At 70.7% G+C, this 24,637-nt stretch carries 22 protein-coding genes; 15 read left to right on the top strand and 7 right to left on the bottom strand.

Translation table 11 applies throughout. The features are described from left to right. Positions 1–6 precede the first annotated feature (6 nt). On the top strand, positions 7–1,020 hold the full coding sequence (gene hpnH, locus ACFPA8_RS18150; RefSeq protein WP_386449736.1) for an adenosyl-hopene transferase HpnH: 1,014 nt from the start codon (positions 7–9) through the stop codon (positions 1,018–1,020). Between the two features lie 78 nt (positions 1,021–1,098). Next, entirely contained in the window at positions 1,099–2,481 is a 1,383-nt protein-coding gene (locus tag ACFPA8_RS18145) for an aspartate aminotransferase family protein (protein WP_386449734.1), read from the top strand. A gap of 14 nt (positions 2,482–2,495) precedes the next feature. On the opposite strand, the gene ACFPA8_RS18140 is transcribed toward ACFPA8_RS18145, so the two are convergent. Then, positions 2,496–3,293, bottom strand: coding sequence for a tyrosine-protein phosphatase (locus ACFPA8_RS18140; RefSeq protein ID WP_386449732.1), 798 nt, complete (start codon positions 3,291–3,293; stop codon positions 2,496–2,498). A gap of 782 nt (positions 3,294–4,075) precedes the next feature. Here ACFPA8_RS18140 and ACFPA8_RS18135 point away from each other — a divergent pair. From ACFPA8_RS18135 to ACFPA8_RS18115, 5 genes are all read left to right on the top strand, one after another. Then, a complete protein-coding gene (locus ACFPA8_RS18135; RefSeq protein ID WP_386449730.1) occupies positions 4,076–6,058 on the top strand; it encodes a sensor histidine kinase in 1,983 nt (660 codons plus the stop codon). Positions 6,059–6,253: 195 nt separating this feature from the next. Then, entirely contained in the window at positions 6,254–6,670 is a 417-nt protein-coding gene (locus ACFPA8_RS18130; RefSeq protein ID WP_045864578.1) for a roadblock/LC7 domain-containing protein, read from the top strand. A gap of 9 nt (positions 6,671–6,679) precedes the next feature. Then, the gene (locus ACFPA8_RS18125; protein ID WP_386449727.1) at positions 6,680–7,063 is read left to right on the top strand and encodes a DUF742 domain-containing protein; all 384 of its coding nucleotides are present in this window, start codon (positions 6,680–6,682) and stop codon (positions 7,061–7,063) included. Further along, positions 7,041–7,646 (top strand): GTP-binding protein, encoded by a 606-nt coding sequence (locus ACFPA8_RS18120; protein WP_386449726.1) that lies wholly within the window; start codon positions 7,041–7,043, stop codon positions 7,644–7,646. The genes ACFPA8_RS18125 and ACFPA8_RS18120 overlap by 23 nt, the downstream gene beginning before the upstream one ends. Then, complete coding sequence (locus ACFPA8_RS18115; protein ID WP_386449724.1) at positions 7,627–8,205, top strand: GAF domain-containing protein; 579 nt, start codon at positions 7,627–7,629, stop codon at positions 8,203–8,205. Before ACFPA8_RS18120 ends, ACFPA8_RS18115 begins: the two co-directional genes overlap by 20 nt. Positions 8,206–8,264: 59 nt before the next feature. Here ACFPA8_RS18115 and ACFPA8_RS18110 read toward each other — a convergent pair whose 3' ends face one another. Next, the gene (locus tag ACFPA8_RS18110) at positions 8,265–9,467 is read right to left on the bottom strand and encodes an acyl-CoA dehydrogenase family protein (protein ID WP_386449722.1); all 1,203 of its coding nucleotides are present in this window, start codon (positions 9,465–9,467) and stop codon (positions 8,265–8,267) included. A 704-nt stretch (positions 9,468–10,171) separates the two neighbouring features. Here ACFPA8_RS18110 and ACFPA8_RS18105 point away from each other — a divergent pair. Further along, positions 10,172–11,113: an alpha/beta fold hydrolase gene (locus tag ACFPA8_RS18105; protein ID WP_386449720.1), complete on the top strand. Its 942-nt coding sequence runs from the start codon at positions 10,172–10,174 to the stop codon at positions 11,111–11,113. Between the two features lie 25 nt (positions 11,114–11,138). Next, positions 11,139–11,525 (top strand): MmcQ/YjbR family DNA-binding protein, encoded by a 387-nt coding sequence (locus tag ACFPA8_RS18100; protein ID WP_386449718.1) that lies wholly within the window; start codon positions 11,139–11,141, stop codon positions 11,523–11,525. Here the strand turns inward: ACFPA8_RS18100 and ACFPA8_RS18095 are convergent. Both ACFPA8_RS18095 and ACFPA8_RS18090 read right to left on the bottom strand, forming a co-directional pair. Next, entirely contained in the window at positions 11,515–13,725 is a 2,211-nt protein-coding gene (locus ACFPA8_RS18095) for a putative bifunctional diguanylate cyclase/phosphodiesterase (protein ID WP_386449716.1), read from the bottom strand. The two genes, ACFPA8_RS18100 and ACFPA8_RS18095, sit on opposite strands and share 11 nt — an antisense overlap. Next, the gene (locus ACFPA8_RS18090; RefSeq protein WP_386450438.1) at positions 13,722–14,546 is read right to left on the bottom strand and encodes an SAM-dependent methyltransferase; all 825 of its coding nucleotides are present in this window, start codon (positions 14,544–14,546) and stop codon (positions 13,722–13,724) included. Before ACFPA8_RS18090 ends, ACFPA8_RS18095 begins: the two co-directional genes overlap by 4 nt. A 526-nt stretch (positions 14,547–15,072) precedes the next feature. Here ACFPA8_RS18090 and ACFPA8_RS18085 point away from each other — a divergent pair. From ACFPA8_RS18085 to ACFPA8_RS18075, 3 genes are all read left to right on the top strand, one after another. Beyond that, positions 15,073–15,273, top strand: a complete 201-nt coding sequence (locus ACFPA8_RS18085) for a DUF2180 family protein (RefSeq protein ID WP_386449714.1) — start codon at positions 15,073–15,075, stop codon at positions 15,271–15,273. Between the two features lie 79 nt (positions 15,274–15,352). After that, positions 15,353–15,853: a DUF6343 family protein gene (locus tag ACFPA8_RS18080; protein ID WP_386449712.1), complete on the top strand. Its 501-nt coding sequence runs from the start codon at positions 15,353–15,355 to the stop codon at positions 15,851–15,853. Positions 15,854–15,922: 69 nt separating this feature from the next. Then, complete coding sequence (locus ACFPA8_RS18075; RefSeq protein ID WP_386449710.1) at positions 15,923–16,423, top strand: hypothetical protein; 501 nt, start codon at positions 15,923–15,925, stop codon at positions 16,421–16,423. A 108-nt stretch (positions 16,424–16,531) separates the two neighbouring features. On the opposite strand, the gene ACFPA8_RS18070 is transcribed toward ACFPA8_RS18075, so the two are convergent. Both ACFPA8_RS18070 and ACFPA8_RS18065 read right to left on the bottom strand, forming a co-directional pair. Next, positions 16,532–17,974, bottom strand: a complete 1,443-nt coding sequence (locus tag ACFPA8_RS18070) for a transglycosylase family protein (protein WP_386449708.1) — start codon at positions 17,972–17,974, stop codon at positions 16,532–16,534. Positions 17,975–18,180: 206 nt separating this feature from the next. Then, entirely contained in the window at positions 18,181–19,005 is an 825-nt protein-coding gene (locus ACFPA8_RS18065; RefSeq protein ID WP_386450437.1) for a DUF6227 family protein, read from the bottom strand. Positions 19,006–19,253: 248 nt separating this feature from the next. On the opposite strand from ACFPA8_RS18065, the gene ACFPA8_RS18060 reads away from it, so the two are divergent. Beyond that, complete coding sequence (locus ACFPA8_RS18060; protein ID WP_386450435.1) at positions 19,254–19,898, top strand: phosphoribosyltransferase; 645 nt, start codon at positions 19,254–19,256, stop codon at positions 19,896–19,898. Between the two features lie 68 nt (positions 19,899–19,966). Here ACFPA8_RS18060 and ACFPA8_RS18055 read toward each other — a convergent pair whose 3' ends face one another. Further along, positions 19,967–21,148 carry a zinc-dependent alcohol dehydrogenase gene (locus ACFPA8_RS18055; protein WP_386449706.1) on the bottom strand — a complete coding sequence of 394 codons (1,182 nt, stop codon included), beginning with the start codon at positions 21,146–21,148 and terminating at the stop codon, positions 19,967–19,969. Between the two features lie 232 nt (positions 21,149–21,380). On the opposite strand from ACFPA8_RS18055, the gene ACFPA8_RS18050 reads away from it, so the two are divergent. After that, positions 21,381–22,928 carry an FAD-dependent oxidoreductase gene (locus tag ACFPA8_RS18050; protein WP_386449704.1) on the top strand — a complete coding sequence of 516 codons (1,548 nt, stop codon included), beginning with the start codon at positions 21,381–21,383 and terminating at the stop codon, positions 22,926–22,928. Positions 22,929–23,131: 203 nt separating this feature from the next. Continuing rightward, on the top strand, positions 23,132–24,637 hold a 1,506-nt coding region (locus ACFPA8_RS18045; RefSeq protein ID WP_386449702.1), incomplete at its 3' end, for an LCP family protein.

Below are 24,637 nucleotides of genomic sequence, written 5' to 3'. Positions count from 1 at the left end.
CGAGTCATGGCCATGCCTCTGCGTCAGACCGTCCGAATCGGCAGCTATCTCTTTCAGCAGAAGCTGCGCGGCCGCGAGAAGTTCCCGTTGATCGTGGAGCTGGAGCCACTGTTCGCCTGCAACCTCAAGTGTGAGGGATGCGGAAAGATCCAGCACCCCGCCGGAGTGCTCAAGCAGCGGATGCCGGTGGCACAGGCGGTGGGGGCCGTGATGGAATCCGGCGCCCCGATGGTCTCCATCGCCGGGGGAGAGCCGCTCATGCACCCCCAGATCGGGGAAATCGTCCGGCAGTTGGTGGCGAAGAAGAAATACGTCTTCCTGTGCACCAATGCCATGCTGCTGCGAAAGAAGATGGACGAGTTCACGCCGTCGCGTTATTTCGCCTTCGCCGTGCACATCGACGGGCTCAGGGAACGGCACGACGAATCCGTCGCCAAGGAGGGCGTCTTCGACGAGGCCGTGGAGGCGATGAAGGAAGCCAGACGGCGCGGATTCCGGGTCACCACCAACTCCACCTTCTTCAACACCGACACGCCGCAGACCATCATCGAGGTGCTCGACTACCTCAACGACGAGCTGAAGGTCGACGAGATGATGATCTCGCCCGCCTATGCCTACGAAAAGGCCCCTGACCAGGAGCACTTCCTGGGCGTCGAGCAGACCCGGGAGCTGTTCCGCAAGGCGTTCTCCGGCGGCAACCGGCGCCGCTGGCGGCTCAATCACAGTCCGCTCTTCCTCGACTTCCTCGAAGGCAAGGCCGACTTCCCCTGCACCGCCTGGGCCATTCCCAACTACTCGCTCTTCGGCTGGCAGCGGCCCTGCTATCTCATGAGCGACGGCTACGTGCCCACGTACAAGGAGCTCATCGAGGAGACGGACTGGGAGGCGTACGGCCGGGGCCGCGACGCCCGCTGCGCCAACTGCATGGCGCACTGCGGCTACGAGCCCACCGCCGTGCTGGCCACGATGGGCTCGCTGAAGGAGTCGCTGCGAGCCGCGCGGGAGACCGCACGCGCGTGACCGGCACGGCCCCGTGCGCCGCGGACCACTTCCGCAACCCGAAGAACAGCCGACGAACACGAGAAGAGGGCCGGGGCATTGAGCGACTTCGACCTCAACGCACTTCTGGCGGAGCGCGGAGCCGAACGCTACGAACTGCACACACGACACCTGAACCACCAACTGCCGCGCATGCTGCGCACGATCGGCTTCGACAAGGTCTACGAAAGAGCCGAGGGCGCATTCCTCTACGACGCCGAGGGCCACGAGTACATCGACATGCTCGCCGGCTTCGGCGTGATGGGGCTCGGACGGAACCATCCCGTCGTCCGCCGTGCTCTGCACCAGGCCCTGGACGCACAGCTCGCCGACCTGACCCGCTTCGACTGCCCCCCGCTGCCGGGGCTGCTCGCCGAGAAGCTGCTCAGCCTGGCGCCCGGCATGGAGCGGGTCTTCTTCGGAAACAGCGGAACCGAATCCGTCGAGACGGCGCTGAAGTTCGCCCGCTACGCCACGGGACGGTCCCGGATCCTCTACTGCGACCACGCGTTCCACGGGTTGACGACCGGTTCGCTCTCCGTCAACGGCGAGACGTCCTTCCGCCGCGGGTTCGATCCGCTGCTGCCCGACACCGCGATCCCCCTGGGCGATCTGGACGCCCTGGAGCGGGAGTTGAGGCGCGGTGACGTGGCGGCGCTCATCGTGGAACCCATCCAGGGCAAGGGCGTGCACGCAGCGCCACCCGGATATCTGACCTCGGCCGGTGAACTGCTGCGCCGCCACGGCGCGTTGCTGATCGCTGACGAGGTGCAGACGGGGCTGGGCCGTACCGGCGACTTCTTCGCCTACCAGCACGAGGCCGGCGCCGAGCCCGACCTGGTGTGCGTGGCAAAGGCACTCTCAGGTGGATACGTTCCGGTCGGAGCGACACTCGGCAAGGAATGGATCTTCAAGAAGGTCTACTCGTCGATGGACCGGGTGCAGGTGCACTCGGCCAGCTTCGGCTCCAACGCACAAGCCATGGCCGCCGGTCTGGCCACCCTTCACGTGCTGGAGAGCGAGAACCTGGTCGCGAAGTCGCGGCGCACCGGCGACCTCCTGCGCAGCAGGCTCTCGGCGCTCGTGGGCGACTACGAGATGCTGCACGAGGTACGGGGCCGCGGGCTGATGACCGGCATCGAGTTCGGCAGGCCCAAGTCGCTGTCGCTGCGCGGGCGCTGGTCGATGCTGCAGGCGGCACGCAAGGGACTCTTCGCGCAGATGGTGGTCGTACCGCTGATGCAGCGGCACCGCATCCTCACCCAGGTCTCGGGCGACGAGCTGGAAGTCATCAAGCTGACTCCGCCGCTGGTGATCGGTGAGCCGGAGGCCGAGCGATTCGTGACCGCCTTCAAAGAGATCATGGACGAGGCACACAACGGTGGCGGGCTGCTGTGGGACTTCGGGCGCAACCTCGTCAAGCAGGCGGTCGCCAATCGCTGACCGCCCGCCCTGCCTCAGTCGTCCTCCAGCAGCCGGTCCCGCAGACGTTCACGGGTGGCGGCGCCGAGCCCGAGACCCTCGGAGAGGTACTTCTCGACGCCGCCCCAGGTGTCGTCGATGGTGGTGAGGGCCGCGGCGAGGTAGGTCGGGCGGGCGTCGAAGAGCGGTGAGAGCAGTTCCAGCACCTCGGGCGACATGCCGGCCCGCGACTTCTCGCTCCGGTACATCTTGTAGCGGCGGTGCGGGGAGTTGGACTCCAGGTAGTCGGCCTCGATGGCCTCCTTCTCCACACCGAGGGCCATGAGCGTCACCGCGACCGACAGACCGGCGCGGTCCTTGCCCGCGGCGCAGTGCATGAGGGCGGGCACGCGGCCGTCGGCGAGCTCGTGCAGGATCCGGCTGTGCTCGGCGGTGCGTCCCTTGATGATGGAACGGTACGAATCGATCATCCGGGCTGCGCCCCGACCGTCGGAGAGGACCATGCGCAGCTGGTCGAGCTCGCCGTCGCGGACCATCTTCCAGAACTCGGCGCCGTCCGCGGGGTCGCTGAGGGGGAGGTTCACGTAGCGCACGCCCGGGAGTTCGACATCGGGGCCTTCGAGCGCCTGGTCTGCGGAGTTGCGGAAGTCGTAGACCGTGTGCAGGCCGAGACCGCTGAGGAAGGCCGCGTCCTCGTCCGTCGCATGGGCGAGATGGCCGCTGCGGAAGAGCACCCCGTGGCGCAGCCGGCGCCCGTCGGCCGTCGGCACCCCGCCGAGGTCGCGGAAGTTGCGCACTCCGGTCAGCGTTGGTTCGGCGGACTGCTGGCTCACGGATGCTCCTTCGGTACACGGGTGCTCGCTGGTGCCCGGACGCCGCCGACGATACGACATGTGATCCCGGCTGAAGAGTGTGCGCCCGAAGCAGTCACGTTCTGTGCGCGCAGGGCTACCCGAGGGGTTTCCGGGGTGGTTGCCGGGGGTCGGAAGTGAGCCAAAACGAGGTCGAAATCCGGACGCATTCCGGTGCGCTCAGGGGGAGGCGCCGGGGGCGCGCAAGGGGGCGCATATGCCTGCGTCAGTCCGGCTGCGGGGGCCGGGCATGTCGGCCTTGCCCTGTTGGCCGGGATTCCCTTTCCGGGTCCCGCCGCCGGTTCGGGTCACCGTCAGTGAAGGGCTTTCCTGCATGTGCCGCCGGGGTCGCGGGCGGAGGCCGAAGGGGTCGCCGGCCCCGGCCGGGAGGAGAGACCCGCAGGCCGGGGAGGGGAGGGCGGGGGAGCGTCGGCCGGGAGCGGGTGGCCGGAGCGGCGGCAGAGGGCCGGGTCGGTCGTCCGCCGGCGGTCTCGAAGGGTAACTGCCGCTCCCCGCAAGGCAGTTAGGATCTTGGCCCATGCCCCCTCGGGTGATGTCGATCTTCACTCGTTAGGAGCTGGCGAAGGGTGGCGAATATGTCATCCGCACCCGCGCCAGGTTGCCGAGAGGGCTAGCGTGACCGTAGCGCTGTGAGAGCGAACTGACGCGCGCTGTGATCGTGCTTCGAGGAAGCCCAGACCTCAACTCAACCGAGGAATCCGATGCCTGAACCCCCGAGCCATGCGGTCCAGACAGGAAGGGATATGTCCGGCCCCGCATCTTCCCAGGGGTCCCACCCCGGGAAGGCACCGCTCCCGGTCGCCTCTCCGGAGTCGCAGGGCGTGGCCGCCCAGGGCTCACCCGGGGCGCCGGCGGCGGGGGTCAACGGCTCGCGGCGCCGGCACGGCCGCGCCCCCGCACGTCAGAACCCCAGCGACGCAGCATTCCGGCGGCACCTGGTGCGTCTCGCCGTACTGCCCGCGGGAGTCGTCGCCGTCGCGGGTGCCGCCGTCGTCGCGTACGTGATGAGCGTCGAAGGAGGCGTGGACGCCTCAGGCGCCCCCGCTCCGGACGCCGAGGGCACCGCGGTCTGGAGCGTGCTGGCGGGCACGCTCTTACTCGTGTGCGGCGTCGTCGTCGGCGCCGCCTACGCGGCGACCTCCCAGGCCCGCCGCGTACTCGAACGCCACACCGCGCTGCGCCGCTCCGTGGCGCGGGGCCGTTCCGAGATCCGGTCACTGCTGCTGTGCCTGGAGCAGGGCGACCGCCCGCGCCTCCGCCCGCACCCCGCACTTCCCGAGCCGGACGAGCGTGCCGACGCCGTCGAGTGGCTCGCCCACGAGCTCGAACTCGCCCAGCACTCGGCCGAGTCGGCCGTCGCCGAGGCCGCCGCGGTCGTCCGCAGCAACTCCAGCGGCAACGAGGAGAAGGTCGAGGTGTTCGTCAACCTCGCCCGGCGGCTGCAGTCCCTCGTCCACCGCGAGATCGAACTGCTGGACGATCTGGAGAACCAGGTCGAGGACCCCGATCTGCTCAAGGGGCTCTTCCACGTCGACCACCTCGCCACCCGCATCCGCCGGCACGCGGAGAACCTCGCCGTGCTCGGCGGCGCGGTCTCCCGCCGGCAGTGGAGCCGTCCGGTCACGATGACCGAGGTGCTGCGCTCCGCCATCGCGGAGGTCGAACACTATCCCCGCGTGAAGCTGGTGCCTCCGATCGAGGGCACTCTCCGCGGTCACGCCGTGGCCGACGTCATCCACCTCCTGGCCGAACTCGTGGAGAACGCGACGGTCTTCTCCGCGCCGCACACCCAGGTGCTGCTGCGCGCGCAGCATGTGACGGCCGGCCTGGCCATCGAGGTCGAGGACCGCGGCCTGGGGATGACGGCCTCCGAGCAGAGCCGCATGAACGCCGTGCTCTCCGACCCCGAACGCATCGACGTGGGCGAGCTGTTGCGGGACGGGCGCATCGGACTGTTCGTGGTCTCGGCGCTCGCCCAGCGGCACGGCATCGTCGTCCAGCTGCAGAGCAACATCTACGGCGGCATCCAGGCTGTGCTCGTGCTGCCGCGCGAGGTCCTCGGCGAGGAGTCCGGGAGCGTCGCGCAGCAGAACGGCAACGTCACCGGAGCCGCGGTGCGGACCCCCAACTCCGCTGCTGCGGGCGGCGGTTCGGCGAGCGTGGGGGCCGCGGCGGCCCCCTCCGGCCCGTACGGCCCGGCAGAGGCCGGGTCCAGTGACACGACGGAACTTCCGCGAGTACGAACCGGGACCCCGGAGCACGCACGCGTGCCCGCGCCCGAACAGGGCGGCGGGGTCCCGCCGCAGGGTGCGGCCGGGCAGAACGGTCCGCAGTCCCGGACGCGTCGCGAGTCGCAGCCCCTGCCCCAGCATCAGCCGGCACGCCCCCAGCACCCGTCGCCGTCCGCAGGCCGTTCCGTACCGCCGGCGCCCTCCGCGCAGCCCGGTCCGCAGCCACCCCTGCAGACCCCCGCCCCCGCCCCGGGCCCCGGCCCGTCGCGCGGAGCGAGCAACGGCGAGCGCCCCGAACTCCCCAGGCGCCGCCGCCAGGAGCACCTCGTCCCCGAACTCCGCGAGGCTCCGGCCGCCAGGCACGACGGCGGCGCCGCTGCCGAGTGGGACGAGAGGGCGCAGGGACACGATCCCGGTCTGATGGCCGCGTTCCGGCGCGGCATGAGCCTCGCCGAGGACGCCGGCGGCGACGACGTCCCCCGTCCGGCCGGTTAGGCAGCAGCAGTCGACCTCTGCTTCCGGCACGGGACCCGGCCCGCAGAAGAGGGCCCCCGAAGAGGTCAACGCGCCCGCGGCCCCGCGCACATGGGGCCCGGGCCGCCCTCCACCACGAATGCCTGCGGACAGGACCCCGCTCGGCCCCGTCCCGCCCGCTCTGCGGTACCCGCTCTGAAGGAGAAGAACGCGATCATGGTGAGCGAAGCCCCCATCGGACACACGACAGACCTCTCCTGGCTCCTGACCGGACTCGTGGAGCGCGTGCCCCACACGCGCAGCGCGCTCCTGCTGTCCTCGGACGGCCTGGTGAAGGCCGCACACGGTCTGGACACGGACACCGCCGACCACATGGCGGCACTCTCCTCCGGGCTCTACTCGCTGGCACGCAGCGCCGGTGTGCGGTTCGGGGACGGCGGTGAGGTGCGTCAAGTGGTGGTAGAGCTCGACACTTCGCTGCTCTTCGTCTCGACTGCCGGGCAGGGGGCCTGTCTTGCCGTGCTCGCCGGGCGCGACGCGGACGCCGCGGTCCTCGGGTACGAGATGGCGATGCTCGTCAAGAGCGTCCGGCCGTACCTGGGGACACCGGCGCGGCAGCCGGCCGGTCACTGAGGCGGCCGGATGAGACAGGAACCGTTAGAGGGGCCGTGGCTCGACGACGACGCGGGGCGGCTGGTCCGCCCGTACACCGTGAGCAACGGTCGTACGAAGCCATCGGCCCAATTCGACCTGCTCACCATGGTGATGGCCACCGGGCAGCGCCCGCACAGCTATCTCGGTCCCGACCACAGCCATGTGCTCCAACTGTGCGGCGGACCCGTCTCCGTCGCCGAGATCGCCGCCCAGATCGCCCAGCCCGCAGTGGTCACGAAGGTGCTCCTCTCCGACCTGGTGAACTGCGGAGCGATCACCTCGCGCGCGCCTGGGCGCGCGCCGCTCTCTTCCGACCCTACTGATCGAGAACTGCTGGAGGCGGTGCTGGATGGGCTCCGTAAACGACTCTGAAGTGAGCCGTGCCGATCCGTTCCCGACCGCGCTGAAAATCCTCATCGCCGGGGGCTTCGGTGTCGGCAAGACCACTTTCGTCGGCGCTGTGAGCGAGATCGAGCCGCTCAGCACGGAGGAACTGCTCACGCAGGTCAGCGCCGCAACCGACAGCCTCGAGGGGATCGAGAACAAAGCCACCACGACCGTGGCCATGGACTTCGGGCGCATCACGCTCAGCGCCTCGCACATGCTCTACCTCTTCGGCACGCCGGGCCAGGAGCGGTTCTGGTTCATGTGGAACGAACTGTCCGAGGGCGCGCTGGGCGCGGTGGTGCTCGCGGACACCCGGCGGCTCGAACACTGCTTCGCCGCCGTGGACTTCTTCGAGCGGCGCGGCATCACGTTCATCGTCGCGGTCAACGAGTTCGACAACTCCTACCACTACGAGCCGGACGAGGTTCGCGCCGCGATCGACCTCAAACCCGACGTGCCGGTGGTGCTCTGCGATGCCAGGCAGGCCAGCTCCGCCACACAGGTTCTCGTCACACTCGTCCAGCATCTTCTCAACACAGGGAGCTCCCATGGCACCGACGCCCTATGACCCGACCAGTCACCTCCTGCTCACGCCCGAGGACGCGGAGGCCCCCAACAGGGTCGTGCGGCTGCGGGAGTTGGGCCTCGGTGAGGCCCCGGTGCCGGAGTTCGACGACTTCGCGCGCCATCTGGCGCGGGTGACCGGTGCCCCTTATGCCATGGTCAACTTCATCGAGGAGGACCACCAGTACTTCGCCGGTCTCTACGCTCCCGGGGCCGACCAGGCCGTGGAACTCGACCCGTCGGCGAGCGCGGGCGGATCGGTCGGCCGTGTCATGGCGCGCGACCACGGCTACTGTCCGCACGTCATCGTGCGGCGCAAGGCGCTGGTCCTGGAGGACGTCTGCGACTATCCGCGCTTCGCGGGGAACCCGGTCGTCGACGAGATAGGCATCCGCTCGTACCTCGGCGCCCCGCTGATCGACCGTACGGGCATGGCCCTGGGCACGGTGTGCGTCGTCGACCAGGAGCCGCGTCCCTGGGGACGGCAGGGGCTGGAGACGATCAAGTCGATGGCCGCGGACCTCGTGGAGCAGATCCACCGGCGGGAGCACCGGAGTTCCTGAGGGTCCGGTCCTGGTCGCGCCGGACCCTCAGGCCGGACCCTCTCCCGGGCCGTCTCCGCTCAGGCGGTGGGTTCGGGCTCGCACCGTACGAGTTCGCTGAGCCGCTGCGACCAGGAGCCCTTCGCCGTGCCGAGTGCGACCTCGCCCAGGCGCAGCCGCTGGATGTCGGACGTTCCGGCCGGGGCGAAGATGTGGTGTGCGTCGCGCAGGTAGCGCTCCACCGGCCGGTCGGTGAACAGGCCGGCGGCGGCGTGGATCTCCATCGCGTCGCGTGCGGAGTCCAGGGCGTACTCGACGTTGACGAGCTTGGCGTTCATCAGTTCGGCGTCGCACTGCTTGCCCTGGTCGAGCAGATGGACGGCGTGGTAGGCCGCGAGCCGGGCGGTCATCAGCCTCGACTGCATCTGGCCCAGCTTGAGCTTGATGGAGCCGAGGTCGGCCAACGGGGCGTCGTAGCGCATGCGTTCACCGCAGAAGGCGGTGGTCTCGTCGAGGATGGCCTGGTGTATGCCGAGGGAGACCGCGGTGAGGTTGGCGCGTCCGTACAGAACGCTGGAGGAGTAGGCCACGGCCAGACCGTCGCCCTCCTCGCCGAGGCGGTTGGCGGCCGGGACCCGGCAGTCCTCGAAGACGAGTTCGCCGAAGCTGAAGCCGTGCAGGCCCATGGCGGGACGCTGCCGGCCGAGGGAGAAGCCGGGGGTGCCGGTCTCCACGAGGAAGGCGGTGAGGCCCTTCGAGCCGGGGCCGGTGCGTACGACGACGCCGTGCAGGTCTCCGACGTGGCTGTTGCCGACGTAGACCTTGCGGCCGTTGAGGACGTAGTCGTCCCCGTCGCGCACGGCGGAGGACGTCATGCCGAGGACGTGACCGCCGGACTCGTGCTCCGTCACGGCGATGGTCGGGAGGCATTCGCCGGAGGCAATTGCCGGTAACCAGGTCTTCTTTTGCTCTTCGTTGCCGAAGTGAAGGATCTTCGCGACGCCGAGCTGGGAGGCCTGCACCATGGCGCCCATCGCGCCGCTCACTCTGGAGAGTTCCTCGATCACCACTGTCTTGCCGAGGTGACCCACGCCCATGCCGCCGTAGCCCGGGGGTACTGTGGCGGCGATCCAGCCCTGCCGGGCGATGAGGCGGGAGAGGTCGACGGAGGCGGTTCTTGCGGCCTCCATCTCCGCTATCCGGGGTGTGACCTCTCGATTCGCGAACTCCCGGACCGCCGTGCGTAAACGCTCATGGCGTTGGTCCGTGAAGTAGCGTTCCATGACGAGCCCTTCTTGGCGGTTGGCTCCGCGTCCGGTTGGGCGGAGGAGTGGTGTCGGTCGGTATCCCGCCCCTGGCATAGGCCGACCGCAATATCGTCCATTGTCGAGCAGCCCGTTCAAGATCGATTCAGGGGTTTGGCTGAAAGCCTCCTCTTGCAATCGCTACGGGAGTCAGCAGTGCCGTGGTGCGGTGCCACCGGCCTGCCGGGCGCCGGCAGATGCACCAGCAGCATTACCCACTGGCATAGCACCACCACGGCTCGGAGTCAGCAGTTCCGGGCGATTGGCGGCAAGTTGACAGGGGGCGCTCCAAAAGGTGGTTCTGTGAGCCGGTCGGCAAAGGTTGAACTGCGTACCGTTTTGAGCAGGGCTCATACCGTTACGTCCCACTCGTCGGGTGGCGCGGGCGCGCCCTTCGGTGGCGCAAAAGGCACGGAGTGCGACAACTGCCCCCCGCGCACGGCTGGATGGCGCGCGCGGGGAGCGCGCCCGGCTCGCGCCTCCTGCGGACGGCGGACATCCGGCTGCTTCTGCGCTCTCTGCGTCGCGGTCACGCGGAAGCTGGCTTGATCTGACCGGGAAGCACGCAGGGAAGAAGCAGCCCCGGCGGGCCCGCCGCCCGCCCGGCGCCTCCTTCACGCTGTCAGCACCGCCCAGTACGGTTGCCGTCTGCGAGCGAGGGACGAGCCGAGGAGGCGGACACCGTGGGCGGCGTACGGCAGGACCACACGACGGCGGCGGACGGCACACAGATCGCCACCTACACCTGGCTCCCGGACGACGCGGAGGGTGCGGGAGCCGTACCCCGGGCCCTCGTCCAGATCGCGCACGGCGCAGCCGAACACGCCCAGCGCTACGACCGGTTCGCCCGTTTCCTCTGCCGCTTCGGCTACACGGTGGTCGCCACCGACCACCGCGGCCACGGTGCCACTGCTGCCGGGACCGGCGGCTTCGGCGCAGTCGGGGCGAGCGGCTGGCGCGCCACCGTCGAGGACCTCAAGACGGTGGGCGACCGCGTGCGCGCCGAACTCCCCGACAGCACGCCCTTCGTGCTCCTCGGCCACAGCATGGGCTCACAGCTCGCCCGTGACTACGCGCAGGAGTACGGGCAGGAGCTGGCCGGGCTGCTGCTCTCCGGCACCTTCCGCTCCCTCCCCGGCTGCGAGACCGAGACCGCTGTCCGTCAGCTGGAGGGCGAGATCGAGAAGGGCGGCAGGGACGCCCCCTCGGACTTCGTCCCGGACCTCTTCAGCTCCTTCAACGACCCCTACACGCACCGCACCGGCTTCGAATGGCTCTCCCGCGACGAGGACGAGGTGGACGTCTACGTGGCGGACGAGCGCTGCGGCTTCCCCTTCAGCGCCGGCCTCTCGCTGGACTGGGTGCTCGGCAGCCGGAAGATCAACGACCCGGAGCAGCTCGGCCGCATCCCCCGCGACCTCCCGCTCCACATCGCCGTCGGCGACCAGGACCCCTGCAACCAGGGCATGACGCTGGTCTACGAGATGCTGGAGGACTTCCGCTACGTGGGGCTGACGGAGCTGAGCTGGAACGCCTACGCGGGTGCGCGCCACGAGATTCTCAACGAGACCAACAGGAGCGAGGTCCATACCGACCTGCTGCAGTGGCTCAACGATCACGTGTGAACGGCACGTGGAAGTGAGGTGGAGCATGAAGAGCACGGACGGCGGAGGGAGTTCGCCGAGCGACGGCGCCGGGGGCAGATCCGTGGTCACCGCCGAGGACGTACGGGCGGTGGCGCTGGGCATGCCGGAGACGACGGAGAAACTCGCCTGGGGGCAGCCGACGTTCCGCGTGGCCGGGAAGATGTTCGCCTCGCTGGGCGACGACGACACCACCATCGGGGTGAAGTGCCCCAAGGAGGAGCGGGACGAACTGATCGCCGCCGAACCGGAGAAGTTCTTCATCAAGCGTGGGCACGACGACAACTACAACTTCGTGCGTGTGCGGCTCTCGGCGCTGGACGACACCGCCGAACTGCGCGACGTCCTGCTCGACTCGTGGCGTCAGGCGGCGCCCAGGCGGCTCACGGAGTGACGGCGAAGCCCTGCACGAACGTCGATGCCGGGCCCGGGCGTGCGTAGTACCAGCCCTGTGCCGTGTCGCAGCCCATGTCCCGCAGCTGTGCCGCCTGATGCTCCGTCTCCACGCCTTCGACGGTCACGGCCAGCCCCAGTGCGTGAGCGAGCGTCACGATGCCCTCGACGAACGTCACGTCGACCGGGTCCGCGGGATGCTGCTGGAGCCCCTGCGTGAACGAGCGGTCCAGCTTCAGGGTGGTGGCGGGCAGCCGCCGGAGATTCGCGAGGTTCGAGTAGCCGGTGCCGAAGTCGTCGAGGGCGATCTCGACGCCGAGCTCGGCCAGTTGACGCAGCGGCTTCAGCTCGTCCTCGTCGGCGCCGATCAGGGCGCTCTCCGTGACCTCCAGACACAGCGAGGACGGCGGCATCCCCGCGGCCTCCAGCACGGCGATCGTGTCCGGCACCAGGTCGGGGTGGTGCAGTTGGCGGGGCGAGAGATTGACGTTCACCCGCAGCGGCGGCTCGGCGAGTTCACCGCGCCCCTTGCCGTTCTTCTTGCCCCTCCCGCTCCCGTTGCTCTGGCTGCGCTCCTCGTGCCAGGCGCACGCCTGCCGCACGGCCTGCTCCATCACCCACCGGCCCAACGGCACGATGAGGCCCGTGTGTTCGGCGAGGGGGATGAACCGGTCCGGGCCGAGCCGGCCGTGCACCGGGTGTTTCCAGCGCACCAGCGCCTCGGCGCCGTCGACGTGCCCGTCGCTCATCCGGATGAGGGGCTGGTACTCCAGGAAGAACTCGTCCCGCTCCAGCGCCGCGGGCAGCCGCGTGGTGAGGCTGTGCCGGTCTATGGCCCGGGCGTCGGAGTCGGGGTCGGCGAGCTCGTAGCGGCTGCCGCCCGCGTCCTTGGCCCGGTACATGGTGATGTCGGCGCTGCGCATGACCTCTTCGGGCCGCAGCTCCCCGCTCGGTCCCTCCACGATGCCGATGCTCGCCCGTACGGACAGTTCGCGGCCGTCTATGCGGATGGGGGTCGCGAGCGCGGCCAGCACCTGCCTGGCGAGCTCCGTGACGTCTTCCGGACCCGAAGGGTCGGTGCACAGGGCCGCGAACTCGTCACCGCCGATCCGGGCCACGAGGTGGCCGGAGCCCGCGGTGCACGACTGGAGCCGCTCGGCCACCGCGATCAGCAGCTGGTCGCCCACCGCGTGTCCGAGGCTGTCGTTGACGGCCTTGAAGCCGTCGATGTCGAGATAGCACAGCCCGAAGCGCTTCACGCCGCTGCTCGCCGAGAGCAGCCGGTCCAGCCGCTCGGCGAACAGGGTGCGGTTGGGCAGACCCGTCAGCTCGTCGTGCGTCGCCTCGTAGCGCAGCCGCAGATGGAGCAGCCGGCGCTCGGTGATGTCCTCCAACAAGGCCAGCTGATAACGGGGTTCACCGTCGGCGTCCCGCAGCAGGGACACCGTCAGGTTGGTCCACAGCACGGTGCCGTCCGGCCGGTGGAAGGGCTTCTCGACCCGGAAGTGGTCCCGTTCGCCGCGCACCAGCTGACGGTGCATCCGCCACACGTCGGGGGCGTCGTCGGGGTGCACCCATTCGTTGACGTTCCGTCTGCGCATCTCCTCCTCGGAACGGTTGAACATCCGGGCGATGGCGCCGTTGGCGTCGCGGATGCGGCCGTCCATGTCGGCGATGCTGATGCCGATCGTGGCGTCCTTGAAGACGGCGCGGAACCGGGTCTCGCTCGCGTGCAGCGCCTCCTCGACGGCGGTCTGCGCGGCGAGCGCAGCACGGGAGAGCGCCTCCTGCTCTGCGAGAGTGCGGTCGCGCAGGGCTTCGGTGAAGCCGGCCGCCACGGCGTGCTGGAGCCGGGAGCAGCGGGCCCGTGCCTCGTCGACGGGGAGCTCGCTGGTGTCCGGGTCGCGTCCGTACAGGACCAGGTAGGAGTCGACGACGCTGAGGATGGGCGGCAGCGCGTCGGGGCTGGTGCAGTGTCCGGCGACGAGCGCCGCCCCCACCTCGCGGCCTGGGGCGGCGGAGAAGGGGTACGCGTGCAGGGCGTCGCACAGCTTCACGGCCAACGGGTGGAGATAGTCGCCCAGTTCGGCGCGCGTCATCGAGGTCTGCGTAGCGGGGTAGACGGCGCGGCTCCAGATGGTCGCGAAGCGCCGTAGTCCGTCGTTCTCGAGTCCTTCGGACTCGTGCGGGTCGGCAGTCACCCGGCGCTTCCCGCCTTGCGGCCCACCCCGGCGTAACCGCTCAGCAGCACCGGATCGGTCGCCGGTTCGGCGTCCTCTTCGGGGCGCCAGCGGGGCAGGGCCACGAGCCCCGGTTCGACGAGCTCGAAGCCGTCGAAGAACTGCCTGATCTCTGCCTTGGACCGCATGATGAGCGGTGAGCTCGTCCGTCTGTACACGTCGCGCACTCCGGCGCCTCCGTCGAGTTTGCGGCACTCGTCGGCCGAACTGTGGCTCACCACGAGGAGACTGCCCGGTGCGAGAACGTCGGCGATCTCGGCGACGGTCTTGCCGGGCTCGTCCTTGTCCTCGATGAAGTGCAGCAGCGCGACGAGCAACAGGGCCACCGGCCGGCCGAAGTCCAGCAGCCGCTCGGTTTCCGCGCTGTAGAGGATGTCCTGGGGTGAGCGGAAGTCCGCGGAGACGATGTCCGCCTGGTCGTTGCCTTCCAGCACGGCACGGCTGTGGGCCACGGCCACCGGGTCGTTGTCCACGTAGACGATGCGTGAGGCGGGGTGGGCCTTCTGTGCGACCTCGTGGGTGTTGCCGAACGTGGGGATGCCGGAGCCGATGTCGAGGAACTGCGTGATGCCCTCACCGACCGCGAAGTCGATGGCACGCCGAGTGAAGGCACGATTCGCCTGGATGAGTTTCGGCAGGCCCGGCCACGCCTGTATCGCACGCCGTCCTGCTTCGCGGTCCACCTCGAAGTTGTGCGATCCACCCAGGTAGTAGTCGTACATGCGCGACACGCTCGGCACCGTCAGGTCTATGCCCTGCGGGGCCCAGGCAGGACGTTCCATCTGGGTCTCCAGCTCGTTCAGCTCAACGGCGGCTTGCCGTTGGGTCATGAGGCTACTGACAGGTGCCGGGCCGTTGGAAGGAATCGGTAAGTCTGCGACCGGATCTTGTCCGACTGCGCAGTAGTTTCCGGGGCATAGCACCCTGGCAAATCCCCCCTGCCCCCACTGGACCGGCAAGGAGCGGGCGAACTGGGGCACTGTGACCGCCTGTTGGGCTCCGTGATCTCAGCGGCGGCGGCCGAAGGCGTGAACTGGCTTGCCGTCTCCTCCCGTTGGCCTTGGCGAGGCTGCCGAGCCACCACGCGAAGGACGGGTGCCTGGCACCGTAACCCCTCCGGCGCGTCAGTGCTGCGGATTCCGCAGCACGCGTCCGCCCGATCCCTACGGGGCGCTGCCTGCGGATGCCGTTACTCAGGGCGCTGCGGTGGCACCCGGGCGCTGCGCAGACCGCCGCCCGGCTGCGGAAAGCGAACCGGCGTGCCCCCAGGGTGAGGGCGCGGGGACCAGCGGCGGCCCGGAGGAGATCATGAAGTGCTACGACTGCATGAGCCGGCAGCAGAGCACCCCGGCGGTGGCCCTGTGCACACGGTGCGGTGCGGGACTGTGCCTCGACCACGCGCACGTGGCACCGCAGATCGTGCACGAGTCCGCCGGTACGGGGCGGAGCACCCACTCACCCGAAGCACGGCGCTTCACCTGCGGCCTGTGCCACGAGGCCGAGGTCTGAGCGGCGCGGGAGGACACTGGAGAGCGGGGGCGGAGCGCAGGGAAGAACCGGGCGCGAGAGCGAGAAGGGGTGACCCGTCATGACACTTCGCCGACCCGGGCAGTCGTCACAGGCGCATCCCGGCGGGCACCGGGGCCGGACGCATCCCTCCGGGCCACCGGACGCCGGGCACTACGGGCCGTCCGCACAGCCCCGGCAGCCCGGACAGCCCGGACAGCCCGGCTCCGGAACCTCCGGGGCAAGGCGGAGCGCGCCGGCGGGGCGCAGGCCGCGGTCGGGCACCGAACCCGTCACCGCCCGCAGCGCACTGCGGGCCCGTCTGATCCTCGCGAGCATCTTCACGCCCGTGTTTGTGGCGGCGACGGCGCTGTTCTGGTATTGGACGACGCAGACAGGCGCCGGCGAGGCGCCCAGCGCGGGCTCACTGCTGACCCTGACCATCGCCTGCGGGCTCCTCGCCCTGTTCTCCCTCGTCGATCTGCTGGTGGTGCTGCGGCGCAGACGCAGGGAATCCCCGCCGGGGCAGGACCGTCCCGACGGCGGCTTCCCCGGCCGTGGATCCGGGCCGGACGGCACGTGAGGCGGTGCGGCGGTTCCCGCGGACCGAGCGGACGTTTTCGCCGGTCCCCCACGGGTACCGCCGGGTGACATGACTGAGGATGAAGGCCACGATCCGGGGGCGGAACCGGAAGACGAGGGGATCCCCGACCTCGCTGACGGATCTCCCGAGGCGGAGCTGGCGAACGATCCGCAGCGGGAGTCCGTCCCGGGGGACGAGCCGGTGGCCGTCGAAAGCTTCGGCACGACCTTCGCCGAACAGGTCGAGGGCGAGTCGCTGGACGACCGTCTCGCCGAGGAGGAGCCGGACGTCGGAGACGAAGCCGCCGAGGGCCCCGAGGACGAGCAGGCAGGCCAGCTGAGCGACGACCCGCTGTCATGGCGGCCGGCCAACCAGGACACCTTCTCCACCGAATCGCCCGCGCGGGGACTCTCGGGGGAGGAGTCGGCCATGCACATAGCGGAGGACGATCAGCCGGACCTCGGCCTGGAACTGGAGAACGTCGAGGAGGCCGCGGAGGCGCCCGACCCGCGGGCACCCAGGCCCGCGGGTCCTGAACAGGTCGATCTGGACACCGACGAGGATCAGTGAAGGTGCGGGGCGCGGGGTCGGCCGGCGTGCTGTCCGGCGGGTCCGCAGGCCGGAACCTTCAGGCCGGGGCGGATGCCGGGGACGCCTGAGCCCCCGCGGTCGCCGCGTTCACAGACGGACGCCGCGCCCCCGCAGATAGCCGAGGGGGTCGATGTCCGTGCCGTAGCCGGGGCCGGTGCGGATCTCGAAGTGCAGGTGCGGGCCGGTGGCGTTGCCCGTCGAACCCGAACGTCCAAGCCGCTGACCGGAGTTCACCGTCTGTCCGGCACGTACGGATATCGCCGAGAGGTGCCCGTACTGGCTGTACCTGCCGTCGCTGTGGCGCAGCACGACCTGGTACCCGTAGGCGTCCGCCCAGCCGGCCGAGACGACCTTGGCGTTGGCGACGGCCTTGACGGTCGTGCCGGTGGGCACGGCGAAGTCCACTCCCGTGTGGTGCCCGGACGACCAGTTGCTGCCCGATGCGCGGTACGCGGTGCTGGGGCGGGCGCCGCTGACCGGGGCGGAAGCGGCGGGGGAGGGCTTCTTGGCCGGCGCCTGGGCCTTCTTCTTCTCGGCCTTCCGGGCTTCTTCGGCCTTCTCCGCCCTCTCAGCCTTCCGGGCTTCTTCGGCCTTCTCCGCCCTCTCGGCCTTTTCGGCCTTGGCCTTCGCGGCCCGCGCGGCTTCCTCGGCCTTACGGGCTCTCTCCGCCTTCGCCTTCGCGGCCTGCCGGGCTTCCTGCTCGGCCTTCTTCCCGGCTGTGTCCGCTGCCTTGTGCTCCGGTCCCGGCTTCGGCTTCCCCGCGCTCTTCTCCTCGGCCTGGGGCCGGTCCGTACGGCCGGAGGAGTCCAGACGGAGCTGCTGACCGGGCAGGATGAGGTCGGGATCGCCGCCCACCGTGGCGCGGTTGCGCTCGTAGAGGCCGGGCCAGCCGCCCTTCACGTCGTGGTCCTCCGCGATGGAGGAGAGGCTGTCTCCGCCGACGACCTCGTACGTCGTGGCCTTCTTCGAGCGGTCCGCCTTGGCCTGTTCCGCCCGCTCGGCCCGCTGCCTGGCTTCGGCCGCCGCCTTCTCGTCCGCCTCCTCGCCGGACTGCCCGGCAGACTCCGGCGCCGACTGCACAGCCGCTTTCGCTTCCGGTTTCGCTTCCGGTTTCGCAGCGGAGGCGCCGCCTGCCGGGCGCGGCTGCGCACCGTCGCGGGTCAGACCCGCACGCGGCCCGCAGTCGGGCCAGGCGCGTGGCCCCTGCCCGGCTAAGACCTTCTCGGCCACGGCCATCTGCTGGTCCTTGGTCGCCAGGTCGGCGCGCGGGGCGTACGCGGTGCCGCCGTACGCCTGCCAGGTGCTCTGCGAGAACTGGAGGCCGCCGAAGTAACCGTTGCCCGTGTTGATGTCCCACTTGCTGCCGCTCTCGCAGGCCGCGACCTTCTGCCACGTGTCGTCCGGTGCCGCCTGCACCAGCTGCGCCCCGATCAGGGGAATCGCCACACCGGCACCGCCCGCGGTGATCCGCAGCGAGGTGCGGGAGAGGGCACTGGGCCGGTTACGGCGGTGACGTCCGCGAGCGGGCATGGCGGATCCTCCGGTCAAGTGGGCACCCCGTCACGGAAGTTACGGAGCGTCAGAGCGGTTACGGAGCGCGCCCACGATACGTAAGGCGGTGGAAAGGTCACAAGGGGTCACGGCGGGGGCACAGGTGCACGCGGTACGGCGGGGCCGCGGGTGGCGGAAGGCGCGACCCACCGGCAGGTGGCGCGGGCGCGCGCGGACGAGCGGCCTCAGCAGTCACCGCGTGCGACGCGGAGAGCGGCCTCGTCGGCGAAGCTCTCTTCGAGGTAGACCTCGCAGACGAGCCCGCCGTCGCGCGTCCGGTCGTGCTCCAGTTCGTAGAGGCTGAGCTCACTCCCGTCCGCCAGCAGGAAGGCGTGCTCGTAGAGGGAGCACCACACCTGCCACTCCTGGGCGAGCTCCTGCGGCCTGGGCACGGGCAGGATCTGGTGCCCGCAGGCGGTGGCGAGCAGCCGGCGGACGTCCTCGCCGGGGCGGTCGGCGTTCTCGGCGCGCCGCAGCAGCCGGCGGGCGTGGTCGGGGGAGTCGGTACCGGAGTAGGTACGGCGGCCGAAGCGGAAGTCCGCCGGCAGCTGGAGGTCCAGCGGCTGTCCGTACACGGCGCCGCCCGCGTCCCCGTACGTGCCGGTGCCGGCGTCCCCTTCCGCGTCCCCGTCCGGGTCGAATCCGCCCGGGCGGCCGCCGTACCGTCCTCCGGCGGGGGTCTCCCGGGGGGCCTCCTGCACGCGGCGTTCGGAGCGGGCCAGGGAGGCGGGGTCCTCGTACACCTCGTACAGGACGCGATCGCCGTCGACGCTGTCGTACCGGAGCTCCCACAGCGGGAGGAGGGAGCCGTCGCGCAGCAGGAAGACGTGGCGGTAGCTGCTGCAGTGCAGGCTCGGCGCGGGCGACTTCCGCTGCCGCCAGCCGTGCAGCTCGACGTGGCACGCCACGGCGTCCTCGAGACGGCCGAGCACGGCGTCCGATATGTCGAAGGGGTTCAGGGCGCGTGCCATGACCTCTTGCACGTGCACAGCAGGCGTCGGCCCTTCCATGCCCATCGCGGAGCCCCTCCCGGCATGTTCCCCTATGACGATCCCCGCAGGCACACACCGTAGTGGTGAGAGCACGCTCGCGGGAGCGGATTCGATGGAATTCCCGTGCCGGAAGCGGAACTTCCGGTCCGGTGCCCGGTGTAGGGACGCCCCTGCCGGGTACCGCGGAGCGGAGACCCGGGTCATGGCTCGGTCACGGTGCGCCGGTCATGGCACTCAGCGGCCACCAGCAGGAGGAGGGCGCGGCCATGCAGTTCCTCGACCGTCGGGAGGCCGGAAGGGCGCTCGCCGACAAGTTGACCGGACGACAGCGGGAAGGACGTCTGCCCGACCCCGTGGTGCTTGCCCTGCCGCGTGGCGGCGTACCCGTCGCGGACGAGGTCGCCCGGGTGCTCGGCGCACCGCTCGACGTCGTCGTGGCACGCAAGATCGGCGCCCCCTTCCAGCCGGAGCTGGGCGTGGGCGCCGTGGCCGGCGAGGCGCCGCCGCTCTACGATCCGGCGCTGCTAGGGCAGTTGGGACTGACCGAGGACGAACTGCGGCCGATCGCCGAGCGGGAGCAGGCGGAGCTGCGGCGGCGTGAGGACCTCTACCGGCACGGCCGGCCCGCCCTGGAGCTGAAGGGCCGCTCCGCAGTGCTCGTGGACGACGGTGTGGCCACCGGCTCGACCGCTCGTGCCGCACTGCGGGCCGTACGCCGTGCGGGCCCCGCCCGTACGGTCCTGGCCGCTCCGGTGTGCTCGCCCCAGGCGCTGGAACTGCTGTCGGACGACGCCGACGAGATCGTGTGCGTGCACGTACCGGCGGCCTTCGGCTCGGTGGGCTTCTGGTACCAGCAGTTCCCGCAGCTGAGCGACGAGGAGGTCCTGGACATCCTGCACGTCATGGGGTGAGAGCCCCACCGGGCAGCGGGCGGGGGCGTGCAACCCCCGCCCGCTGCCCGGCAGTTGCCGGCGTGCGGTTACGGCCGGAAGACCACCTTCACCGCTCCGTCCGCCTTCTTCTGGAACATCTCGTACGCCTCGGGGGCCTGCGTCAGCGGCAGGTGGTGCGTGGCGAAGTCGTCGACTCCCAGCACGTCCTCGTCCGAGAGCAGCGGCATGATGTCCGGCACCCAGCGCTTGACGTTGGCCTGCCCCATCCGAAGCTGGACCTGTTTGTCGAAGAGGGTGAGCATCGGCAGCGGGTCGGCGGCTCCCCCGTACACCCCGGACACGGAGATCGTCCCGCCGCGGCGCACGATGTCGATGCAGTGCTGGAAGGCGGAGAGCCGGTCGACGCCCGCCTTCGCGACGGCCATCTCGGCGAGCTTCCCCGGCAGCAGGCCGCCCACGGTCTGTGCCACCTTGCCGGCGACGCCACCGTGCGCCTCCATGCCCACGGCGTCGATCACCGCGTCCGTGCCGCGTCCGGAGGTCATCTCCCGTACGGCCTCGCCGATGTCGTCGTGCTCGGTCACGTCGAGGACCTGCGCGCCGCGGGCCCTCACCCGGGCCAGCCGCTCCGGGACCAGGTCGATGCCGATCACCTGACGTGCGCCCTTCTCCAGCGCGATGCGGCACGCCATGTCGCCGATGGGGCCGAGCCCGATCACGGCGAGGGTGCCGTCCTTCGGGACGTCCGCGTACTCCACGGCCTGCCAGGCGGTGGGCAGGACGTCCGAGAGGAAGAGGAAGCGGTCGTCGGAAGGCCCCTCGGGCACCTTGATGGGCCCGTACTGCGCCTGCGGGACCCTCAGGTACTCGGCCTGGGCGCCGGGCACGGAGCCGTAGAGCTTGGTGTAACCGAAGAGCGGGGCGCCCATGTTCTGCTCGCGGACCTGCGTCGTCTCGCACTGGGTCTGCAGACCCTGGCCGCACATGAAGCAGGAGCCGCAGGAGATCTGGAACGGCACCACGACCCTGTCGCCGGGCCTGAGATCGGTGACCTCGCTGCCGACCTCCTCCACGATGCCCATCGGTTCGTGCCCCACGATGTCGCCCGGCGTCATCATGGGGCCGAGGACCTCGTAGAGGTGCAGGTCGGAGCCGCACAGGCCGCTCGAGGTGATCCGCAGTACCGCATCGGTCGGTTCCTGGACGGTGGGGTCGGGCACCTCCGCGACCTGTACGTCCCGCTTTCCCTGCCAGACGACTGCCTTCATGCTCAGCACCTCCGTGTCTGCGCGGTCGGAGGCGGTGGCGGGTACCCCCGCCCCCTCCGCGGGACACGTGTGTACGCGGGGAAACCCACGGTGATCGGGAGTGAGCGGGGCGACGTTGGGAATCACAGCAGGGTCGAACAGTTCGACGGACCTGCGGGGGACGGCCTGTGCGCGCTCACAGGCCGGTACGGGGCCTGCCCGGCCGCGCGCCGGATGACCATGAGGAGCAGCGGTGACCACACTGCCCGTCGGTTACGAGTCCTACTGGATGCTGTCCGCCGCGGCGGCTCCCTATGCACCTCTCGAAGCAGACAGTGAGATCGAGGTGGACGTCGCCGTCGTCGGCGGCGGAGTCGTGGGCCTCTCGGTGGCCTGGGAGCTGGCACGGGCCGGCCGCAGCGTCGCCGTGCTGGAGGCGGACCGTATCGCTGCGGGAGTCACCGGTCACACGACGGGAAAGGTCTCCTCGCTGCACGGCCTCGTCTACGCGCACCTGCGCGACACCCGGGGCGCCGAGGGCGCCCGGCTCTACGCCGAGTCGCAGCAGCAGGCCATCGAGCATCTCTGCGCGGTCACCGAGGAGTTGGGGATCGACTGCGAGCTGGAGCGGGGCCCGGCACACACGTTCGTGGAGTCCGAACACCACGCGGACGAGGTGCGGGCGGAGGCGGAGGCGGCACGTGAGGCCGGTCTCCCGGCCAGCTTCGTCACCCGGACGGGGCTGCCGTTCCCGGTCTGCGCGGCCGTACGCGTCGAGGACCAGGCACAGTTCCATCCGCGCAAGTACCTCCTGGCGCTGGCCGAAGACCTGCAGCGGCACGGCGGCCGCATCTTCGAACGCACCCGCGTCATGGGCCTGGACGAGGGTGAGCCGTGCCGCCTCGTCACCGAGAACGGCGCCGAGGTGCGCGCCCGCGACGTCGTCGTGGCCACCCATTACCCCGTCTTCGACAGGGCGTTGATGTTCTCGCGGCTGGAACCGCGCCGTGAGCTGGTCGTCTCGGCGCTGCTGCCCGCGGAGCAGGACCCCGGCGGCAGCTACCTCACCCCCGAGCGCGGCACCCGCTCCGTACGCACCGCGCCCTACCCCTTCGGCGGCGGGAAGCGGCTGCTGATCGTGACGGGGGAGAAGTTCACCCCGGGCACGAGCGGCCAGGGCTCGGTCGGTGCGGGTTACGAGCGGCTCGCCGCGTGGACGTACGAGCGGTTCCCGGACGCGAGACTCGTGCACCGCTGGGCGACGCAGGACAACGACACCACCGACCGCGTGCCGTACATCGGCCCGTTCCATCCCGCTGCCCAGCACACGTGGGTGGCGACCGGGTTCGGCGGCTGGGGCATGTCCGGCGGCGTGCTCTCGGGCCGGCTGCTCGCCGCGTACATCACCGGGGAGCCGCTGCCGCCCTGGGCGAAGCTGTACGAGCCGCGCAGGCTCAGCCCCCGTGAGGCACCGGCGATGCTGCGCCTGCAGTCGACGGTCGCGGGCCGGTTCGTCGGTGACCGGCTGCGCTCCTCCTACGTCGACTCCGTCGACGAGATCGCTCCGGGTGCGGGCGCGATCGTGCGGATCCGCGGGCGTCGCTGCGCGGTGCACCGCACGCCGGAGGGCGAAGTGCGGGCCCTGTCGCCGCGCTGCACCCATCTGGGGTGCCTGGTGCGCTTCAACGACGCCGAGGGTGCCTGGGAGTGTCCCTGCCACGGGTCCCGCTTCGACACGGAGGGCCGGGTGATCCAGGGGCCGGCGACCCGGCCGCTGGAGCCGCGTGACGACCTGGAGTGACGCTTCTCCGGGGTCCGGGCCGGCCCGGCTGCTCCGGCCGTGCGGCCCGGGGCGGAGGAACGGGACGGAGGAACGGGACGGGCGAGGGCGTGGCGTTCATCTGACAGGGTGAGCCGGGCCCCGCGCGGGACAGATCGGCAGGGCAGGCGGACACCCCGTGCCTAGCATGCGGAATCCCTCATTCCGCGGAGGTGTACCGGCCCATGTCCCCCTTCTCCCGCAACCCGCGCTCCCGTTCCTCCCGCCCGGCCCCGGCAGGCCGCCCTTCCCGGGGCCGGCTCCGGCGGCCTCCGGCGGGCTCCCGGCGCGTGGTCGCGCTCACCGGTGTCCTCTGTGCCGCGCTCACCTGCGGCGCGGCCCTCGCCCCGGGTCCGGCCGGCGGCCGAGGGCCCGCCACCGAGGGCAAGGACCCCGTACGCGACGCGATCTCCGGTCTGCCCGAGTCGGGGCGGCCCGCCGACCGTCCCGGAACCAACATCCTCCTCGTCGGCCTCGACCGGCGGGACGGCATCGACAAGGCCACCAGGAACCGCCTGCACGTCAACGGCCAGCAGTGCGACTGCGCCGACGTGATGATGCTGCTGCACATCTCCGCCGACCGGGACCGCGTCAGCGTGGTGAGCATCCCCCGCGACTCCTACGTGCGGTTCGCCGCGCACCGGGACAAGGGCGACGGCTTCGGCAAGATCAGAGGACGCACCACCCGCCATGCCGGAAAGATCAACAGCGCTCACGCGCACGGCGGGCCCGCCCTGACCGTCCGCACCGTCGAGCAGGCGACGGGAGTCCGCGTCGACCATTACGCGGAGACCGACTTCGTGGGGTTCGAGAAGACGGTCGACCGGCTCAAGGGCGCGGAGGTCTGCACGGACAAGCCGCTCCAGGACAAGAACTCCGGCCTGAAGCTGGCGAAGGGCACACACATCCTGGACGGCAACAGGACGCTGCGGTACGTGCGGGCCCGCCACCTCGACCCGCCCGGGGACCTCGCCCGGGTGCGCCGCCAGCAGCACGTGCTGGGCGAGTTGATGCGCACGCTCGCCGGCGACCGTTTCGCCGGTGACCCGGTGGAGCTGATCCGTGCCGCGAACTCACTGCGGCAGGCGGTGCGTACGGACAGCACCCTGACCGTGGGGCGGCTCGCCGGCTTCGCCCGCGACATGCGTGGACTGGACGCCGAACAGACCGAGTTCGCGACCGTGCCCATCGGCGATTTCGACCACAGGGCGCCCGTCTGGGGCTCCTCGCTCCGATGGGACGGGCCGCGGGCGCGGGCGCTCTTCGCCGACCTGCGGGCGGACCGGCCGATCACGGGCAACCCGGCCACGGGGGCGAAGCCGGGCAGCACGCCCGTCCCGTACGCCCCCGAGACTGTCAAGGTCCGGGTCGAGGGGAGCGGTGAGGCTGCCGCACGCATGGCGCAGGATCTGCGTGACAACGGCTTCCCCGTCGTGGAGAGGAAGACGGACGGGAAGGCCGGCTCCCGAAAGGGCCGCACCGAGATCACCTACGACCCGTACTGGCAGCGCAAGGCGAGCACGATCGCGGCCGCCCTGCCGGGGGCGGTGCTGCGGCCCGTACCGGTGCGGGGGGACAAGCACGAGGAGATCTTCACCGTGCGCGTCGGCACGGAGGAAACAGCCGTCGCCGACGTCGACTTCGACCGCAGCGTCGTGGAGGGCGGACCGCTGAAGGGCGACGCGCTCGAC

It is taken from the genome of Streptomyces ovatisporus, from assembly GCF_042653885.1.
GTDB lineage: Bacteria > Actinomycetota > Actinomycetes > Streptomycetales > Streptomycetaceae > Streptomyces > Streptomyces ovatisporus.
Note: the sequence above shows the minus strand (reverse complement) of the source record. Positions and strands in the feature narration are given on the sequence as shown.

Bases quoted from the DNA above. Each gene is read 5' to 3' on its own strand.
- hpnH (WP_386449736.1), top strand. From the start codon at position 7: ATGGCCATGCCTCTGCGTCAGACCGTCCGAATCGGCAGCTATCTCTTT.
- ACFPA8_RS18135 (WP_386449730.1), top strand. From the start codon at position 4,076: ATGTCCGGCCCCGCATCTTCCCAGGGGTCCCACCCCGGGAAGGCACCG.
- ACFPA8_RS18130 (WP_045864578.1), top strand. From the start codon at position 6,254: ATGGTGAGCGAAGCCCCCATCGGACACACGACAGACCTCTCCTGGCTC.
- ACFPA8_RS18125 (WP_386449727.1), top strand. From the start codon at position 6,680: ATGAGACAGGAACCGTTAGAGGGGCCGTGGCTCGACGACGACGCGGGG.
- ACFPA8_RS18120 (WP_386449726.1), top strand. From the start codon at position 7,041: ATGGGCTCCGTAAACGACTCTGAAGTGAGCCGTGCCGATCCGTTCCCG.
- ACFPA8_RS18115 (WP_386449724.1), top strand. From the start codon at position 7,627: ATGGCACCGACGCCCTATGACCCGACCAGTCACCTCCTGCTCACGCCC.
- ACFPA8_RS18110 (WP_386449722.1), bottom strand. From the start codon at position 9,467: ATGGAACGCTACTTCACGGACCAACGCCATGAGCGTTTACGCACGGCG.
- ACFPA8_RS18100 (WP_386449718.1), top strand. From the start codon at position 11,139: ATGAAGAGCACGGACGGCGGAGGGAGTTCGCCGAGCGACGGCGCCGGG.
- ACFPA8_RS18090 (WP_386450438.1), bottom strand. From the start codon at position 14,546: ATGGAACGTCCTGCCTGGGCCCCGCAGGGCATAGACCTGACGGTGCCG.
- ACFPA8_RS18085 (WP_386449714.1), top strand. From the start codon at position 15,073: ATGAAGTGCTACGACTGCATGAGCCGGCAGCAGAGCACCCCGGCGGTG.
- ACFPA8_RS18080 (WP_386449712.1), top strand. From the start codon at position 15,353: ATGACACTTCGCCGACCCGGGCAGTCGTCACAGGCGCATCCCGGCGGG.
- ACFPA8_RS18075 (WP_386449710.1), top strand. From the start codon at position 15,923: ATGACTGAGGATGAAGGCCACGATCCGGGGGCGGAACCGGAAGACGAG.
- ACFPA8_RS18070 (WP_386449708.1), bottom strand. From the start codon at position 17,974: ATGCCCGCTCGCGGACGTCACCGCCGTAACCGGCCCAGTGCCCTCTCC.
- ACFPA8_RS18065 (WP_386450437.1), bottom strand. From the start codon at position 19,005: ATGGAAGGGCCGACGCCTGCTGTGCACGTGCAAGAGGTCATGGCACGC.
- ACFPA8_RS18060 (WP_386450435.1), top strand. From the start codon at position 19,254: ATGCAGTTCCTCGACCGTCGGGAGGCCGGAAGGGCGCTCGCCGACAAG.
- ACFPA8_RS18055 (WP_386449706.1), bottom strand. From the start codon at position 21,148: ATGAAGGCAGTCGTCTGGCAGGGAAAGCGGGACGTACAGGTCGCGGAG.